Annotated in this window: 13 protein-coding genes; 10 read left to right on the top strand and 3 right to left on the bottom strand. The window is 41.3% G+C overall.

The window, feature by feature from the left end; genetic code table 11:
• The first annotated feature begins 1 nt into the window (after position 1).
• From H5164_RS13360 to H5164_RS13395, 8 genes are all read left to right on the top strand, one after another.
• A complete protein-coding gene (locus tag H5164_RS13360; RefSeq protein WP_182756734.1) occupies positions 2 to 1,906 on the top strand; it encodes an alpha-amylase family protein in 1,905 nt (634 codons plus the stop codon).
• A gap of 294 nt (positions 1,907 to 2,200) precedes the next feature.
• Positions 2,201 to 3,064 (top strand): delta-class carbonic anhydrase, encoded by an 864-nt coding sequence (locus H5164_RS13365; RefSeq protein ID WP_182756627.1) that lies wholly within the window; start codon positions 2,201 to 2,203, stop codon positions 3,062 to 3,064.
• Between the two features lie 374 nt (positions 3,065 to 3,438).
• Positions 3,439 to 4,035 carry a tRNA (pseudouridine(54)-N(1))-methyltransferase TrmY gene (gene trmY / locus H5164_RS13370; RefSeq protein WP_182697180.1) on the top strand — a complete coding sequence of 199 codons (597 nt, stop codon included), beginning with the start codon at positions 3,439 to 3,441 and terminating at the stop codon, positions 4,033 to 4,035.
• 432 nt (positions 4,036 to 4,467) lie between these two features.
• Positions 4,468 to 4,665 carry a CPXCG motif-containing cysteine-rich protein gene (locus H5164_RS13375; protein ID WP_124015939.1) on the top strand — a complete coding sequence of 66 codons (198 nt, stop codon included), beginning with the start codon at positions 4,468 to 4,470 and terminating at the stop codon, positions 4,663 to 4,665.
• A 787-nt stretch (positions 4,666 to 5,452) separates the two neighbouring features.
• Positions 5,453 to 7,483 carry a glycoside hydrolase family 97 protein gene (locus H5164_RS13380; RefSeq protein ID WP_259396812.1) on the top strand — a complete coding sequence of 677 codons (2,031 nt, stop codon included), beginning with the start codon at positions 5,453 to 5,455 and terminating at the stop codon, positions 7,481 to 7,483.
• 456 nt (positions 7,484 to 7,939) lie between these two features.
• Positions 7,940 to 9,490 (top strand): MFS transporter, encoded by a 1,551-nt coding sequence (locus H5164_RS13385; RefSeq protein ID WP_182756631.1) that lies wholly within the window; start codon positions 7,940 to 7,942, stop codon positions 9,488 to 9,490.
• 77 nt (positions 9,491 to 9,567) lie between these two features.
• A complete protein-coding gene (locus tag H5164_RS13390) occupies positions 9,568 to 12,039 on the top strand; it encodes a glucan 1,4-alpha-glucosidase (RefSeq protein WP_124015936.1) in 2,472 nt (823 codons plus the stop codon).
• 150 nt (positions 12,040 to 12,189) lie between these two features.
• Entirely contained in the window at positions 12,190 to 12,585 is a 396-nt protein-coding gene (locus H5164_RS13395; protein WP_124015935.1) for a DUF805 domain-containing protein, read from the top strand.
• A gap of 103 nt (positions 12,586 to 12,688) precedes the next feature.
• On the opposite strand, the gene H5164_RS13400 is transcribed toward H5164_RS13395, so the two are convergent.
• The 3 genes from H5164_RS13400 to H5164_RS13410 all read right to left on the bottom strand — a co-directional run bounded on the left by H5164_RS13400 (position 12,689) and on the right by H5164_RS13410 (position 15,556).
• Positions 12,689 to 13,621, bottom strand: a complete 933-nt coding sequence (locus H5164_RS13400; protein WP_182756634.1) for a DUF808 domain-containing protein — start codon at positions 13,619 to 13,621, stop codon at positions 12,689 to 12,691.
• A 97-nt stretch (positions 13,622 to 13,718) separates the two neighbouring features.
• On the bottom strand, positions 13,719 to 14,756 hold the full coding sequence (locus tag H5164_RS13405) for a LacI family DNA-binding transcriptional regulator (protein ID WP_182756636.1): 1,038 nt from the start codon (positions 14,754 to 14,756) through the stop codon (positions 13,719 to 13,721).
• A gap of 92 nt (positions 14,757 to 14,848) precedes the next feature.
• Positions 14,849 to 15,556: a DUF3334 family protein gene (locus tag H5164_RS13410; protein WP_124015932.1), complete on the bottom strand. Its 708-nt coding sequence runs from the start codon at positions 15,554 to 15,556 to the stop codon at positions 14,849 to 14,851.
• Positions 15,557 to 15,831: 275 nt separating this feature from the next.
• Here H5164_RS13410 and H5164_RS13415 point away from each other — a divergent pair, with 275 nt between their 5' ends.
• Both H5164_RS13415 and H5164_RS13420 read left to right on the top strand, forming a co-directional pair.
• Entirely contained in the window at positions 15,832 to 17,448 is a 1,617-nt protein-coding gene (locus tag H5164_RS13415) for a methyl-accepting chemotaxis protein (RefSeq protein WP_182756638.1), read from the top strand.
• 277 nt (positions 17,449 to 17,725) lie between these two features.
• Positions 17,726 to 17,983 carry an HPr family phosphocarrier protein gene (locus H5164_RS13420; RefSeq protein WP_124015930.1) on the top strand — a complete coding sequence of 86 codons (258 nt, stop codon included), beginning with the start codon at positions 17,726 to 17,728 and terminating at the stop codon, positions 17,981 to 17,983.
• The last annotated feature ends 12 nt before the right edge of the window (positions 17,984 to 17,995 follow it).

The raw sequence follows: 17,995 nt of genomic DNA on the forward strand, positions 1-17,995 counted from the left end.
TATGCTGGGTTTAGGATTAAGTGCTTGCCAACCTAGTAAAGTTGAACAAACCAATACATCGATAAAAATCGATAAAAATAAACTATCAGTTACTCCCCCCCCCCAAATACCTGCAACGGGCAAACCTGTGGTATATCAAGTATTCACACGTCTGTATGGCAACACTAACACCACAAATAAACCTTGGGGCACAATTGCAGCTAATGGTGTAGGTAAATTTAGCGACTTCACGGATGTGGCATTACAAGATATCAAATCCTTAGGTACCACTCACGTTTGGTATACTGGGGTACCACATCATGCGCTGATCAATGATTATACTGCCTATGGCATTAGCAATGATGATCCTGATGTTGTCAAAGGCCGTGCGGGCTCACCTTATGCCGTAAAAGATTATTACAACGTCAATCCGGATTTGGCCAATAATCCGGCTAGCCGCTTGGCAGAGTTTGAAGCACTGATCGCCAGAACTCACGCCAATGACATGCAAGTTATCATCGATATAGTGCCAAACCATGTTGCACGAAATTATCACTCTATTTCAGCGCCCAAAGGTGAACTAGACTTTGGTGTTAATGACGATAAAACCCAGGTGTACAGCAAGCACAACAATTTTTACTATGTGGTCGGTGAAGACTTTCAAGTCCCTGATGCGTCAAATGGCTATCAAGCATTAGGCGGTGAAGCTCAGCCACTCAGTGATGGTAAGTTTCAAGAATCGCCCGCTAAATGGACCGGAAATGGTTCGCGTTTAGCCAAACCCGACGCCAATGATTGGTATGAAACCGTTAAAATTAACTATGGCGTTAAACCCGATGGCAGCCATGACTTTCCAACGCTACCGCGTGACTATGCGACTAAATCTGCTGCAGAGCATTTAGCCTTTTGGCAAGCTCAAGATACAAACAACATTCCCGATTCATGGCGTAAATTTGAACATATCGCCCAATATTGGCTAGCCAAAGGCGTAGATGGTTTTCGTTATGACATGGCCGAAATGGTGCCAGTTGAATTTTGGAGCTATCTCAATAGTCACATCAAGCACACTAATCCAAACGCATTTATCCTTGCTGAAGTGTATAACCCCGACTTGTACCGTGACTATATTCATTTAGGCAAGATGGATTATCTTTACGATAAAGTCGATTTATACGACACCTTAAAAGCCATCATTCAAGCTAAAGCTAGCACCGCAGCTATTGCTGCGGTTCAAGCAAAAGTCAGTGACATTGACCAGCATATGCTGCACTTTTTAGAAAACCATGATGAGCAACGCATTAATACCAGCGATTTTGCCGGCAATCCATTTAACGCCTTACCTGCTATGGTGGTATCGACCACGTTAAGTCGCTCACCTACCTTATTGTATTTTGGCCAAGATGTGGGCGAACAAGGCGCTGAAATAGCAGGCTTTGGCCAACCGACTCGCACTAGTATTTTTGACTATGTGGGCGTGCCAGCCCATCAACGTTGGATGAATAACGGCAAGTTTGATGGCGGCCAATCCACAGCCGATGAAAAAACCCTGCGCACCTATTATCAAACGCTATTAAGCCTAAGCCATACAGCATCGGCATTAAGCGGTGATTACATGGAATTAGACACCCTACAGCGCCAGCTGAATACTCAAGGTTACGATAACCAAGTATTTGCTTTTAGCCGTTTTAACCACAACCAGCAATTGATCATTATCAGTAATTTCAGCCAAAAACAAAGCAAACAATTTACCCTTGTGTTACCAAAGACGTTAATACAAAACTGGCATATTACAGGCAATAAAACGCTGACGAACTTATTAACAAATAACACAATAAGTCAGCAACTTATTTTAAATAACCAAGGTGGTGCCAGTGTTGATATTAACCTGCAACCACTGCAATCAGTGATCCTTGAACTAACAAACTAACATCGGGCGCAGCGCTCCTAGGCTGCCCAGACACATAACAATCATTATCCTCTGACAATTTATGGAGGATAATGATTGTACTCAAGCTATCGGCCCTGCAATTTACCCATCCCTCTCTGTACGCAGATATTCCTCATCCGTTTCAAACAACAATTATTCTCTAATAGGCGTTAAATCAATTCGCTAATAGCGACACATAACAGTACTGATCATAGACCTGCACTGGCGTATTAATGATTAGCCAACTAATGTTATCTTCGATACATGAACATCATCGTGTTATAGGACATAACAATGATCAAACCACTTATCGTAACAATAACAACACTATCGCTTTCTATGAGTGCGATTGCGAAGGAAAACCACAGCGAACATCAGATCTCGATAGCTGATAATGTTATTGCTACACAAAGGGCAAACCTTGCAATTAGTACTAAAGGTAGAGGTTTTGGGCCTCAATCACCCCGAGATTTAAACTCACTGGTAGGAACCAATCCAATCAATTTTTCTCCTGCGCCAGCTTATACAGAAATGAATTTATGTAACATCCATTTCCATAAAAATGCTGAACATTCAGGAGGTGAATTTACTACCTATGCCGGTAACGGCAATGGCCAAGGCGTGACATCTGGCTATCAATATTCAGGCAAATTAACTAAAGCCGAATTGATGCCAGTGGACCATGCTGTTTGCTCTAGTGAACACGGCGCTTTAATCTCTGGTGATACCATAGAAGTCCATTATGTATATTCAAGTGCACAGGTTAGCCCTGGCCCAACATTAGGCGCTTGCTTAAACGAGGCAATCAATAACCCACAGCTACGAGTTGAAACGCAAGTTTTTGTCTTAGTCAATGACGCTAAAGCGCTAGATTTTTCAACATTAACAGCATTAGATATCAAAAATGGACTTCACCAAGCACTGAATATGCTTAGTAATACTGGCGAAGCGATTCAATATCTTGGCTCAACAACAGGCCCAAGCTACAATCAAGTCGGTTCGCCATTTCAAGTGTCTTGGAGTGTTCATCCTAAAGTCGCGAAAGTGAATATTGACACTGTCGGTAACTGGTGTGAGGGTAACGTGTTCAAAGAAGATCATGCTCATGGTGTGAGAAACTTAGTCACGAATCCTGCACTACTGTCACCGATGAAATAAGCTATATAATCAATAAGCTTAATTGGTCAAATCTAAAAGTCTCAGCTAACCTCTGTGACTTTTTATTTTTGGCCTTATTATTTTACCTATCAATAATATTAGAACTAAACAGCCTTTTATTGGCCTGATGAGCAGCATCAACAGTTGAATAAATCTCACTTCAGCATGCTCAATCACATCACGCTTAGCGCTTGTTTTAACAAGTGTATTGCTCAATTGTACTTGTCTATGCCAACTAAAACTCAACCATTAGATTAATCAGGTTACAGTCAAGCTTAAAACTGGGATAATAGCGACAATAAAAGCTGTAACTGATTGATTATTCGACTACGTTATCGCTTTATGCTTAATTTACTTTTAAATAGGATATACCGATGCGCGCTTTTGTAGTTAGAGCCAGAGCTGCTCCAGTTGATAGTCAGCAGTTTTTGGCGGGTATTGGCGAATCGGCTCATACTGAAATTTTAGCCCACACCTTAATGAACACCATTTTTGTCGCTCAATCCCATCGCGATGATGTCGTGGTATATTTGGTGTTAGAGAGCACCCTTGATTTTTCACGTACCATCTGTTTTCGTTCAAGCGAATTAGGTCATATCGGTGGGTTTCATGAGCAGAACCTAACCAATAAAATTGCTAAAGCCTTAAGCGCATCAAAAGGGATGACGAAAGAACAGTTACGTGAAGTAGAGCCTGGAATTACGGTGCGCACGGTGAGTTTTGAAAAGTTAATACAAGAATTAGCTGAAGATTATCAACTGTATATGTTGGAGAAAAAAGGCACCCCAGTACGTGATGTAGAGTTTGCTGCTAATCCATGCTTTTTACTAACAGATCATATTCCTATGCCTAAAAAAAGCTTTAACAGCTTGAAGCGTCTGGGTACCCAACATATCAATTTAGGGCCAAAAATGTTGTTCGCATCTCAGTGTGTGGTGTTAATCCACAATGAATTAGATATGAGATTGTAATCGATATGGCCTGCAGTCATTAATTGAATTGTGGGTCAGTCAATTTTGCCATCATTCCGCTAATGCTTGTAGAATGGAGTTTCATTTTATCTTTGTCGTCTCATCGCTTCTTGCAAATCATCACAAAAATAGCCACTACCACTCTACAGAGCTAAAAATTCTTTAACACCTTAACCAATATTGTATTTCTCGCTAAACTGAATAGACAAAGCGACCTAAACTGTTCAATGTTTAGTGGTCTCAACTAACTTAACTCCGACAATCGATGGACGCATTCCTGCTACAATCATAGCGGCAAGCTTGATAACGATGCTCTATAAACCGTCGATATAGAGGGGTTAAACAGTTTGGCGAATAACTTAAGCGGCTGATTTTATAATATCAGTCATTTATAAGCTGATATAAATTAATATAATTTAGGAGGTTACAAATTTGAACCAATTAACAGAGCAGCTTATAGATTGCCCCTATTGTGGTGAAACAATTGAAGTTCTTATTGATTCATCAGATGCAGGACAACAGTATATTGAAGATTGCCAAGTATGTTGCAAACCGATAAATTTCTTGGTTACTGAAAGTGTTAATGGTGAGATTACGGTGAATGTTTATAGTGAAGATGAGGCATTTTAATCAATATTAAATCACTTGGGCTTTTACTGTATAGATTCTTATATTTAAAAAGTTCGCTAAAGATTTGTGTTATCAATTGTCTGGCCCAGACTGTAGAACATATGCAGCTAAAACACACAGTGCCCCCATCCATTGGTGGTCGGTGAAAGTACAGGTTTAGCTCCTTTTAAATACATGCGTACCAAATAGTATTTTCTTCGATGTAGTCTCAATTGAACCGAGGAGTCAATCTAGGGTTATTAAACTTCATATTTTAGGCGTTTTTCAGCAATGTACGCCTGTATTCAATACAGGCCCGTATCGGCTAAAGTTTATCTGGCGCTATAGTTACTCTAGTAAGAGTTATCAAATTAGCACTACATCCCTAGGGCATGATATCAAGCGACTGATGCTGCTTTAAATCAGCTTTATTGCGCACTTTTTAATTTAATGCCGAGCGAATTGATCATTACCGCTCAAGCTTTAACCTTGTATTAAAATACCAGCCCAAAGCTGAAACAGCACAGTCCTTTGTGAATTCCATACGCGGCTTATCACTTTGAGTTATCAGCGCAATCGACCAAGTGGTAGTGCATTAACGCTTTTTATCCGAAAATGAGTTAGCTAATAAACGGTTATCTTTTGCGATCTGACATCCTGAATACGTATGCAGATCTTTGCTGCAAAATCTAAAAACGTCATATATTGATTGCTGAATAAATAAAATAATAAACAAGGACTTCGTATGACGTACGCTAACTCATCAGACTCAACTGCCTCAACAACTCATATAAGCTTTACTCCCAACATGATTAGTTTTTCATGTGCTCTGGCACTGGCAGCAATGCCTTGCATGGTGCAAGCTAAAACGGTTAATGTGACCTCTCCAGATAAACACATTGCCATCAGTTTGACTGATGACAATGGTCGTCCTGAATACCAAGTTCAATTTAACGGTAAAACCGTAGTTAACCCGAGCAAACTAGGTCTGGTATTCCAGCAATTAGGTGAATTAGGGCTGGATTTCAACATAAAAAATGTAACTAACAACAGCGTTGACCAAACTTGGCAGCAACCTTGGGGTGAACGTGAAAACGTGCGTGATCATTACAATCGTATCGTAGCGACCCTCAGTAATGGCCAGGTAGATTTCGATATTGAATTTAAAGCCTTTAATGACGGGATTGGTTTTCGCTACTTAGTACCAAAACAAGCAGGGCTTGCTAACACGCCAAAGCTGGATATTACTGATGAATTAACCGAGTTTGCGATACCTGACCCGCAGCACACGACCGCCTGGTGGATCCCTGGACGTGGTTGGAACCGATACGAATATTTATATCGTACTACCTCGCTTGATAAAATCGATAGAGCTCATACGCCCATGACGTTTCGAACGGCAGATGGCGTTCATTTAAGTATTCATGAAGCGGCCCTAACCGACTATGCTGCCATGGTGTTAAACCAAGGTAGAGATGGTATTTTACGTGCCGATTTAACCCCGTGGTCAGACGGAATACGAGTTAAAACCCAACCGGGATTTTCTACACCTTGGCGAACCATTCAAATTGCTAAAGATGCCCCTGGTTTATTAAATTCTGATTTAATTCTAAACCTTAACGAGCCTAACAAGCTCGGCGATGTGTCTTGGGTGCAACCGGGTAAATACGTCGGAATTTGGTGGGGAATGCATTTAAATGAAAACACCTGGGGAAGCGGCCCTAAGCATGGCGCCACCACCAGCGAAACCAAGCGTTATATGGACTTTGCCGCCCAATATGGTTTTGATGGGGTATTGGTTGAAGGTTGGAATGAAGGCTGGGATGGCAGTTGGTTCGATAATGGCGACGTGTTTAGCTTTACTAAAGCGTACCCAGATTTTGATATGGATGCGATTACTGAATACGGTCAAAGTAAACATGTTCGCTTAATTGGACATCATGAAACCTCTGGCTCGGTAACCAATTACCGTAAGCAAATGAGTGATGCTTATGATTTGTATCAAAAGCATGGCGTGACACAAGTAAAAACTGGTTATGTGGCCGATGGTGGCGATATTAAGCGGGTTGACGAAAACGGCATTGTGCGACACGAATGGCACGACGGCCAATTTATGGTTAATGAATATTTGCACAGTGTGACCGAAGCCGCTAAGCGTGGTATTAGCATCAACACCCATGAACCCATTAAAGATACTGGCCTGCGCCGTACTTATCCAAACTGGATCGCCCGCGAAGGTGCTCGTGGGCAAGAGTTTAATGCATGGGGTAATCCACCCAATACGCCTGAGCATACGGCAATATTACCTTATACTCGTATGCTAGCCGGTCCGATGGACTTCACCCCGGGGATTTTTAATTTAGCCCCTGAGGGTTTAGATGCAGTCAATCGAGTTAAAACCACATTAACAAAACAATTGGCTTTGTACGTTGTGCTGTATAGCCCAATCCAAATGGCGGCAGATTTACCCCGTAACTATGTACAACGCTTAGATGCATTTCAATTTATTCAAGATGTGCCGACTGACTGGAGTAACAGTATCGCCCTTGCCGGAGACGTTGGCGATTACGTAGCTTTTGCACGCAAACAACGCGGCGCTGAAGATTGGTATTTGGGCGCGTTAACTGATGAACAACCCCGTAAATTAAGCTTAAAGCTGGACTTTTTAACTACAGGTAAACGTTATGAAGCGCAAATATATCGTGACGGTAGCAAAGCTGATTGGTTAACCAACCCTTATGATTATGTGATTGAAACTAAAACCGTCACTGCAAAAGATACTCTCGATTTATCATTAGCAGCCAGCGGCGGTACTGCCATTCGTTTTAAAGCACTGTGATGTGTTAAAACGAATGTTGCATCTGTGTTTGTATCAGGTTACTTGAATGGCATGAATACGTATGTATTCAGTTGTACCATTCTCTCGCTCAGGGATACTATAAACCAAGCTATTTCGTCTGTGATTGCAGGATGAAATGGGTTAGGTCGTTTCTGATGTATCTTGGTCCATAGAGAGCATCAGCTTTAAAGTACCTTCATTATCTTTATTAATTGCTGATTTAATAGAAGTCGACAGAGAATAAAGCGTAGGTCTTGGCGAATACCCGTCTTAGGGAGATGCGTATTCGCTATTTTTTTAGCTATTAATAACGGGATCTTCATCGCGATCAGCAACAAACCAGCGGTAACCCCTTGGGCTAAAAAGGTAGCCAAAAACCAGTAAAACTAACAATAAATAAGATAAAGATTAGAATTAAAAGAAGTAAGCACAACGACTTACCAAAAAGGATGTCACATGTCTGGCCATAATCATAAAAACGTCACCCAACAACCGCAGCTAAATTTTTGGCAAATTTTCAACATGTGTTTTGGCTTTTTGGGGATCCAATTTGGTTTTGCCCTACAAAATGCCAATGTCAGTCGTATTTTTCAAACCTTAGGCGCGTCTATCGACGACATTCCCATTCTGTGGATTGCCGCCCCACTTACAGGCCTAATTGTCCAGCCCATCATTGGCTACTTAAGCGACAACACTTGGAATAGCCTTGGTCGCCGTCGCCCGTATTTTTTAATTGGTGCCGTTCTTACTACCTTGTCACTGTTTATAATGCCGCACTCGCCGACATTATGGATTGCTGCGGGCATGCTGTGGATCATGGACGCCTCAATCAATATCGCCATGGAGCCCTTTCGCGCTTTTGTTGGTGATAATTTGCCTAAAAGCCAACGTACCCAAGGGTACGCCATGCAAAGTTTCTTTATCGGCATTGGCGCTGTGGTCGCTTCAGCCATGCCATACATGTTAACCAATGTGTTTGATGTGGCTAATACTGCCCCTGCTGGTGAAATTGCCGACTCGGTGCGTTATTCATTTTATTTTGGTGGGGCCATTTTATTTATCGCGGTTGGCTGGACCATTATTTCGACCAAGGAATATTCGCCGGAACAACTGGCAGCGTTTCACCAACATGACACCACAGACAATGAGGCAACCCGCGCGAATACTCGCACCAGCGGTCAATATCAAACTGGCGCGATTATTTGGATAGTCATTGGCGCATTGTTTACTGCTGCCATTATGATCCAAGACCTTGATAAACAATTGTACATATTAAGTTTAGGTATATTTGTCTTTGGCCCATTACAACTATTTTGTGCGTGTAAATTAGCGAAAACGACAACAAACGCTCCCGTGTCAACCCAACAACGTGAAAGTTTTGGCATGTTATTTAATGTGGTCGATGACTTATTTCATATGCCCAAAGCCATGCGACAGCTTGCTGTGGTGCAGTTTTTCGCCTGGTTCGCCTTATTTGCCATGTGGATTTATACCACTGCTGCCGTAACGTCACATCATTACCATACCTCAGATGTGCTCAGCCAAGCTTATAACGACGGTGCGGATTGGGTCGGTATGTTGTTTGCTTCTTATAATGGCTTTGCCGCCATTGCCGCGATTATTATTCCATTTTTAGCCAAAGCGGTTGGCATTAGATTAACCCACACCATCAATATGTTTTTAGGTGGACTTGGGCTAATTAGCTTTATGTTTATTCAAGATCCCACTCAATTATGGATCCCCATGATTGGTGTTGGTTTTGCTTGGGCATCTATCCTATCAGTTCCTTACGCCATGTTATCAGCCGCACTTCCTCCTCAAAAAATGGGAGTGTATTTAGGCATATTTAACTTTTTCATTGTTATCCCACAGCTACTTGCCGCCAGTATTTTAGGTTTACTACTCAAGACGTTTTTTGATGGCGAACCAATTTATGCACTGATTTTAGGCGGCGTATCTATGATGATTTCGGGTATTGCAGTGTTATTCGTTAAACAAGAAAAATAACTCTCTTACGATTATCTGTCTTTGTCACAGGTAGCGACTCACGTTTAATTTTGCTTAAGACTATTTTGGGGAATTCCATGATAAAGCCTTTTCTCACCCATCGCAGCACCATAGCGGCTGCGATAACTGCTAGCTTTCTCGGTTTATCGTTAAGCGCATGCTCTCCTGCTGAGGAGCAAAGTGATGCATCAACCGAAACAACCACTGAAGTCGTTAAGCTTGCTCCTGGTGCGCCAGGTGTCGAACCCACTTGGGCTTTTTCAGGTAAAACCGGTATAGGTACCTCCTATGAGCCCTATGTAAATGGTCAATACCAGGACCAAGCGACAAATCCTGTCAGTAAGGTGTGGTTTTCGATTGCACAAGGTGTGTTAACCGAAACCATGTTTGGCCTTATTCATAACGCTCAGCTTAAAGAACTGCAATTTATTATTACCGGTAATGGCTTTGTTGATACAGAAAAAGACCACACCATTAGCACTATTGAATATTTAGACACAGATGAAACGGGCCGCCCTTTATCTTTGGCTTATAAAATTATCAATAAAGATATTCAAGGTAAATACCAAATCGAAAAGCATATTTTTACCGATCCCGATAGAAATAGCTTAATGATGAAAGTCACTTTTACCGCATTTGAAGCAGGCATAACCCCACATCTTTATGTTAATCCACATATCGATAACAGCGGCGCGAATGACATTGCCAGCGTTGAAGGGCAAACACTCGTTGCCCACACCAGCGATGCTAATTCAACCGTAATGACAATTAAAACCGATGTTGACTTTGTTGCTGCCAGTGCTGGCTTTGTCGGCACATCTGATGGCCTAGTTGATTTACAAGATAATGGAACATTGGATTGGCACTACCGTACAACCAGTGATACTAATCAAGGCGGTAACGTCGCACTAACTGCACAATACCCTACCCTGACGAAAGCAAACGACAGCCTAAGTTTTAATTTGGTCATCGGTTTTGGACAAGACAAAGCCAGCAGCTTAGCCACAGCTCAAGCAACATTAAATTCAGGTTACGATGCAGTTAAACAAGCTTATTTAGGTGACGAAACCCATCTTGGTTGGAAAGACTATTTAGCGTCACTTGCGCCATTAAATAATATGAGCGCAAACACTACAGATAACGGCCAACTTCTTTATGCCAGTGCATTAGTGTTAAAAGCACAAGAAGATAAAACCCATGCGGGTGCCCTGATTGCCTCGCTGTCTAACCCTTGGGGCGATACGGTTTCAGCAACGATTGGCAGTACAGGTTATAAAGCCGTATGGCCACGTGATTTTTACCAATGTGCGATGGCGTTTTTAGCCATGGGCGATACCCAAACCCCAAAAGTGGCATTTGAATATTTAAAACAGGTACAGGTTCAGCAACAAACACCTGGCTTTATTGGTACACCAGGGTGGTTTTTACAAAAAACCCATGTTGATGGTGAAATTGAGTGGGTTGGCGTGCAGCTAGATCAAACCGCCATGCCTATCATGCTTGGTTGGAAATTATGGCAAGCTGGCATACTAAACGATGCTGAGATCAGCCAGTGGTATCAAGACATGCTTAAACCTGCGGCGGATTTTTTAGTAAACGGTGGCAAGGTAAAACTGGGCTGGAATGACACTGCAATCAACCCGCCAAGCACTCAACAAGAACGTTGGGAAGAACAAACAGGATTTTCACCATCAACAACTGCGGCTATCATTGCCGGTTTAGTTGCCGCCAGTGACATCGCTATGCTGGTAAAAGATGAACAAGCATCTGTATATACCGATTTAGCACGTAAATTACAACATCAGCTCGAAAGCACTATGGTGACGACGACAGGCTCGCTTGGTAAACAAACAAACGATACTTCATCAGCCCCTTACTATGTGCGTATTAGCCCAAATGGTAATCCGAACACTACAGATAAACTACTGGATAACAATGGAAAACCAGGCCTAGATCAGCGGATGATTTTAGACGGTGGTTTTTTAGAATTAGTTCGCTATGGCGTAGTCGATGCACAAGATCCTGTGATTAAAAACAGCGTGATGCTGATTGATGATCAAAGTCTTGCTGACAATCTGCGAGTTAAGTATGAATTTAGTGCTAAAGATGGCAGCACAATCCCTGGCTATCGTCGTTATGGTAACGATGGTTATGGTGAAGATACTGTCACGGGCCTTAGCTATGCAGAAAAAGGCAATACCGAAGAGCAACGTGGCCGAGTTTGGCCATTCTTTACTGGCGAGCGTGGCCATTATGAATTAGCGCTAGCCAAGGCAAATGGCACATTATCGGCTGACACCAAGCAAGCACTAATTAATACGTATGTTCAAGGCATGGAAACTTTTGCCAACCAAGGGCTTATGTTGCCAGAACAAGCTTGGGATGGTGTTGGTAATGCTACTCGTTATGACTACAAAATGGGTCAAGGTACTAACTCTGCGACACCACTGGCATGGACTCATGCTGAGTACATTAAACTGGTTCGCTCAATGACCGACGAACAAGTATGGGACTTTTACCCAGTAGTTAAGCAGCAATTAGCACGGTAAACACCATCGCCATTTTACGATTAATAAAGCCGTTGTCGTTTACAACGGCTTTATTTTTTTGTATAGATTTTGAAATAAAATCTTGTTAATTCAAGGCTATCTTGTTACAAATGCACTAGATTAAAAAACATTAACGTTAAGGAATAACGAATGGATTGGTATGTAAAAGTATTGAAGCAGTATTTTGATTTTAGCGGCCGTGCACGTCGTAAAGAATACTGGATGTTTGGATTAATCAGTGCGGTGATCAGTATCGTACTGACGCTATTAGACATGGGTGTCGGTTTTTACAGCGACGTTTACGGTGCAGGGGTATTAAGCTCAATTTATTCACTCGCCATCATGATCCCAAGTATCGCTGTGAGTGTCCGTCGTTTACACGACACAGACCATTCTGGTTGGTGGTTATTATTGATATTTATTCCATTGCTTGGCGTATTAATTTTACTGGTTGTGATGTGCTTTAACAGTAAAGATGACAACGAATATGGCCCGAATCCAAAAGCGGAACCAAACCTTGGTGAGAGTGACAACTTAGCCGTTTAATCTCAAGTGATTAACTAACAGAGGTTAGTATCACAGATCAAAAAAGAGCATAGTCATTGACTATGCTCTTTTAGTATTTGCAGCCGGCTTTATCACTATTAAACTAGCTTTTAGCGGGCATTAACTTACTCACACCTTTGATGGCTAATAGTACAACGCCACCAGCAACCACGCCAAATAATGCATTGAGTATACTGGGTGTAAGCAATCCTAGAAAGCCACCCACAACATTGATTTGAGTCACCACGGCTTGTGCATGCTCAATCCATTCAGATACCAAATGAATACCATGGGTTAAGATACCGCCACCGACCATAAACATGGCAATAGTGCCGACAAAAGTGAGAGTTTTCATTAAATAAGGGGCGGCAGACACGAGAGTTAATCCCAATTTATGCCCCACTCCACTTGGCTTACGCCTAGCAAGATATAAACCGAGATCGTCTATTTTGACAATACCAGCCACTAAGCCGTACACCCCAAATGTCATCACAATAGCAATAACCGATAAGGTTAAAAATTGCGCCATTAAGTCCATATGAGCTGCGACGCCTAAGCTAATTGCGATAATTTCAGCAGATAAAACAAAATCGGTACGAATGGCACCTTTAATTTTTTGTTTTTCATAGGCGCCTAAATCATCGATGTCTGCTTGTGCTTTCGCGACGACAGTATCGTCATCGACCAAATGAGTCTGCTTATGGGTCATTGAATGGTAAACTTTTTCAAAGCCTTCGTAGCATAAAAATAAACCGCCACACATCAATAACGGCGTAATAGCCCAAGGAATAAAGGCACTGATCAGCATTGCTAAAGGCACTAAAATGACTTTGTTACGCAAAGAGCCCATAGCCACAGCGAATACCACAGGCAGTTCTCGCTCAGAGGCAACACCTGATACTTGCTGCGCATTTAACGCTAAATCATCCCCTAGAACCCCCGCGGTTTTACGTGCAGCAACTTTACTCATTGCCGCCACATCATCCAAAATGGTGGCAATATCATCTAATAGGGTTAATAGACTGGCTCCTGCCATAAATCGACTTATCCTTTTAACAGCAAAAAATTAATATCAATAGCAATCATCTAAAACCCCATTCGATTACATTTATAACTACTGGGTAATAGGTAAACTAGTTGTCTTCTACATTGGCACCGCAAGAACTACGCACCACTATATTTGTTTTGATTAACCGCTGACTGACCTCTTGACCACGGATTAATTTCAATACACTTTCAACAAGAATTTCACCCGCAAACTGAGTATCTTGCTTAATCGTGGTCAACGCCGGATTAGCAAAGCTCGCCACTGGGATATCGTCATATCCAACTACAGCAACTTGCTCAGGAACGGAAACTCCGCGCTTTTTCAGCGCCCGAATGGCACCTATAGCAATAAGATCGCTGGCAGTAAAAATGGCATCAAATACTATACCGCTGTCTAATAACTGGTTGGTGGCATCATAACCAGAACCTTCAGTATTAATCGCATCATGCTGGAGCTGTTTATCAATTGAAATTCCAGCTGCTTTTAAGGCATCAAGGTGACCTAAATATCGATCGCGAAACTCAGGGCTGCGACTGGACGAATCACCTAAAAATGCGATGTGTTTACGGCCTAATCCGAGTAAGTGCTCAGTGGCAATGATTCCACCCTGATGGTTATCACAGCCAATCGACAACACAGATTTGTTGTTATGCTCTGCCCCCCAAATAACGAAATGGGTTTCTTTCTCTATCAATTTATCCAGCTTGTGTGCGTAGTCCATATAATCGCCATAGCCTAATAAAATGATGCCATCGGCTTTGTTACTATCCTCGTAATCTGCATGCCAATCACTTGAAAGCTGCTGAAATGAGACCAGTAAATCATAGCCTTGTCGTGCAGTAGCACGCGTAATGGAGCCTAGCATCGATAGAAAAAAAGGGTTAATCATTGAGTCGTCATTGGTAGGATCTTCACAGATCAGTAAAGCTAATGTATGACTGTTTTGTGTCCGTAAATTGCTGGCATTTTTATCAACTTTATAATTAAGCTCTTTGGCAATAGCTTGAATACGCTGACGCGTTTCTAGATTAACCAATGGACTGTTTCTCAACGCACGTGATACGGTCGATTGCGACACGCCTGCGCGGTAAGCTATATCAATAGAAGTCGCTTTAGATGCCATTTTTGATGATTAGCCTTGTATAAGTGATACGCATTACTAAACAAAAGCCAAGCTAAATGAATTAACTGGCCTTTTTCATTAACTCTGTGTGCTTATAACCCAAGCTCACTGAGTAAATCATCAGCATCATCAACAACAATGCCTTTTACATTAGGATCAAGTACATATTTTGAGGCTTCTGATTGAGCTTGCTGTTTTTGTCCGTGAGTTTCAATTAATGAATCAAGATCAAACTCTTCGTCCATTTCAAAATCGGCAGAACGAATGAATTCTGTTTTATCCATAGCAAATTCAAGATAAAAAATATGATTATTTTCGGTTTTAAAAGTCACTCGTCTTGCGACAGCGTTATCAAGGTTAGTATCAATTGAAATCGTCAACTCTTTATTAATAACCAACATTTTTGGCTGGCTCTGGCTAATTGACGTTTGTAATTCTTTTGAAATTTTGCCAATAAAGTCGCCCAAAATTTGGTTCATTAATTCGCCCATCACATTACTGACATCATCAGAAGTATGTGAAAAAGCTAATTCAGTTTCTGGCATGCCCATGTTGAGCATATAACGACGATAAATTTCAATTGCTGCGGTGGCAGAAAAGTTGATCACAACTAAACCTGAAAAGCCGCCATCGAAAATAGAAAAACACGCCAAATCAGGTTTTAAGCGAGTACGAGAAATACTTTGAACCATCCCAGCATGGCTAATATGGCTAGCACTTGTACTAGAAAGAACATGAGAAACAGAATGACAAAGCTTTAGTAAAATATCGTCATTCTTTACTGTAGAAGATAAATTCATCGTATTAATACCTTTTCGTTAATTACCCTAATCTTGCGGGTAAATAGAAAAAAAATCAAAATTAAAACAATCAATTAGCATGTTAATTAATCGATCAAACTTATAAACCAACTAATCAATTGATAATCAATACATTTTTATAAAAACAAACATTATTTTTATCAATAACTAAATTCCACTGTTTGCTCACAAAAATAATAATTTAGGCTTAAGTTTTTTGATAAAATCACTATAATTTCGCCACATTAAATGGATATATGATACTAGGATAGACAATGATTGGATTATTGCGACGCTTAACCATTTTAAAGCGCTTATTTATAATGCTAGCTTTGGCCGCTGTCGGCACAGTCGTTTTTGGCTCTTTTTCAATAAAGGAACAATACAATCATTTAATCGAGGAGCAATTCAAGCAGGTTACTGGACAAGTGACCTTGTTAAATAGCACACTTGATGCATTCAAGCTCGCAGATCCTAATACCAGTGTCCAAGCAATCACTCAGTTTGCCAGCGACATTAAGGTATCTGAAGATCAAGCTTTTATCATTATTGATAATCAAAATAATATTATTGTTAATCCACTAAATCCTGACTCAATCAATAAGCCAATCAGTAACTTAGGGGCCGTTGATGGAGCAAGATCTTACCAACAGCTTATTAGCACAGCTAAACAACAGCAAACTGCTCAGGCACAATTTGAGATAATTAATCAACAAAATCAATCTCAAACCGTATTAGCCGCAGCAAAGTATTATCCGGCAATGAATTGGATCATTATCACTCAAGTTAACGTCAACAGTGTTAATAACAGCATGACGGGAATTATCATTGATTATTTCATTATTATGATGATTATTTCGGTGCCTATTTTTGGGTTCTTTTTATTACTTAACCACTCAATTACCCAGCCACTGAACGTGACAATTGATGCCATGGAGCAAATTGCTAAAGGTGAAGGTGACTTGACCCAGCGCTTGTCAACTGAAGGTAATGATGAAGTGGCCAAATTAGCACATGGGTTTAATCAATTTGTGATTAAAATTGCCAATATGGTTGCAACGCTACAACCGCTTGGGAATACCTTGAATAATGAAGCGGTGCATTTGTTAGGCACGGTTAACATGTCCAATCAAAGTGCTAACCAAGTGCACAGTGAAACCCAAAGTGTTGCTGCGGCAATTAATCAGATGTTATCCACTAGCCAAGAAATGGCTCGTAACACTCAGGATGCGGCTGACGGTGCAACAAATGTGAAGCATCAAGCCAAACAAAACCAACAATTAATGCAGCAAACCGTTGCACAAACAGAAAGTTTGGTTAATGAATTACATCAAGCAGAAACGGTATCGTTAACCTTGAGCCAATCATCTGCTGAAATTGGCAGTATTCTTGATGTGATTGGCAGTATTGCCGATCAAACTAATCTGCTGGCACTCAATGCTGCCATTGAAGCGGCACGAGCAGGTGAACATGGTCGAGGTTTTGCTGTAGTAGCAGACGAAGTGCGAGCGCTCGCAAATAGAACGCAATCATCAACAAATGAAATTAATCACATTATTAGTGAAATTCAGACTGGTATTCAATCGGTTATTCAGAGTATTACCAGCACACAACAGCAGTCTGCCCAGTTACAATCAAAAGCGATGCAGTCTAGTGATGCCATTAGCGAAATTTTAGCGTTAATTGATAATATCAGCAGCATGACAGCACAACTAGCCAGTGCTACAGAAGAGCAAGCATTAGTCACCGAAGACATTAATGTCAACGTCAGTACTATCTCAGAACTCACCGAACAGTCATTAATGGCAAATGAAACCCACAGCCAGGCAGCGCAATCATTACAGACTATTAGTGTCGACATGAGCCAAACCTTAGGTCAGTTCAAAATCTAGTCCCTTTCACTCTTGCTGCCAGTCGAGTAAATCACTGGCAGCCTCAGAGCACATCTAATTGTCCAACTTAATGGTGTAATATCGAAACAGCTAAAGACTTTGCGCCGAGCATCACTTTTAGCGCTGATCACTTTAGGGTATATTATGGCCATCAGATTAAATGCCTAAACACTTCAACTCAAATATGGCCTAAGCTAAATCGTATTTTTAGTCAGTCTATTTGAATGGTTTAGTTAAATGAGTATTTAGTTGTCATTCGTTACTGAGTATTTTATTTATGTATCAAAAAACGGTCACCATTGTTGCTCCTCATGGTATTCATACACGTCCTGCGGCTTTGTTAGTCAAAGAAGCTAAAGCATTTGCTTGTGACGTTATGGTAGAGTGCAATGGCAAACAAGCCAGTGCCAAAAGTTTGTTTAAGTTACAAACATTAGGCCTATACCAAGGTGTGTCTGTCACGGTATTTGCTTCTGGTGAGCATGAGCAAGCGGCGGTTGATAAAATTGCCTCACTGCTCGTTACGCTTAGCTAATTAGGACAACTT

The organism is Shewanella sp. SG41-3, assembly GCF_014164545.1.
In the GTDB taxonomy this organism is placed as follows: domain Bacteria; phylum Pseudomonadota; class Gammaproteobacteria; order Enterobacterales; family Shewanellaceae; genus Shewanella; species Shewanella vesiculosa.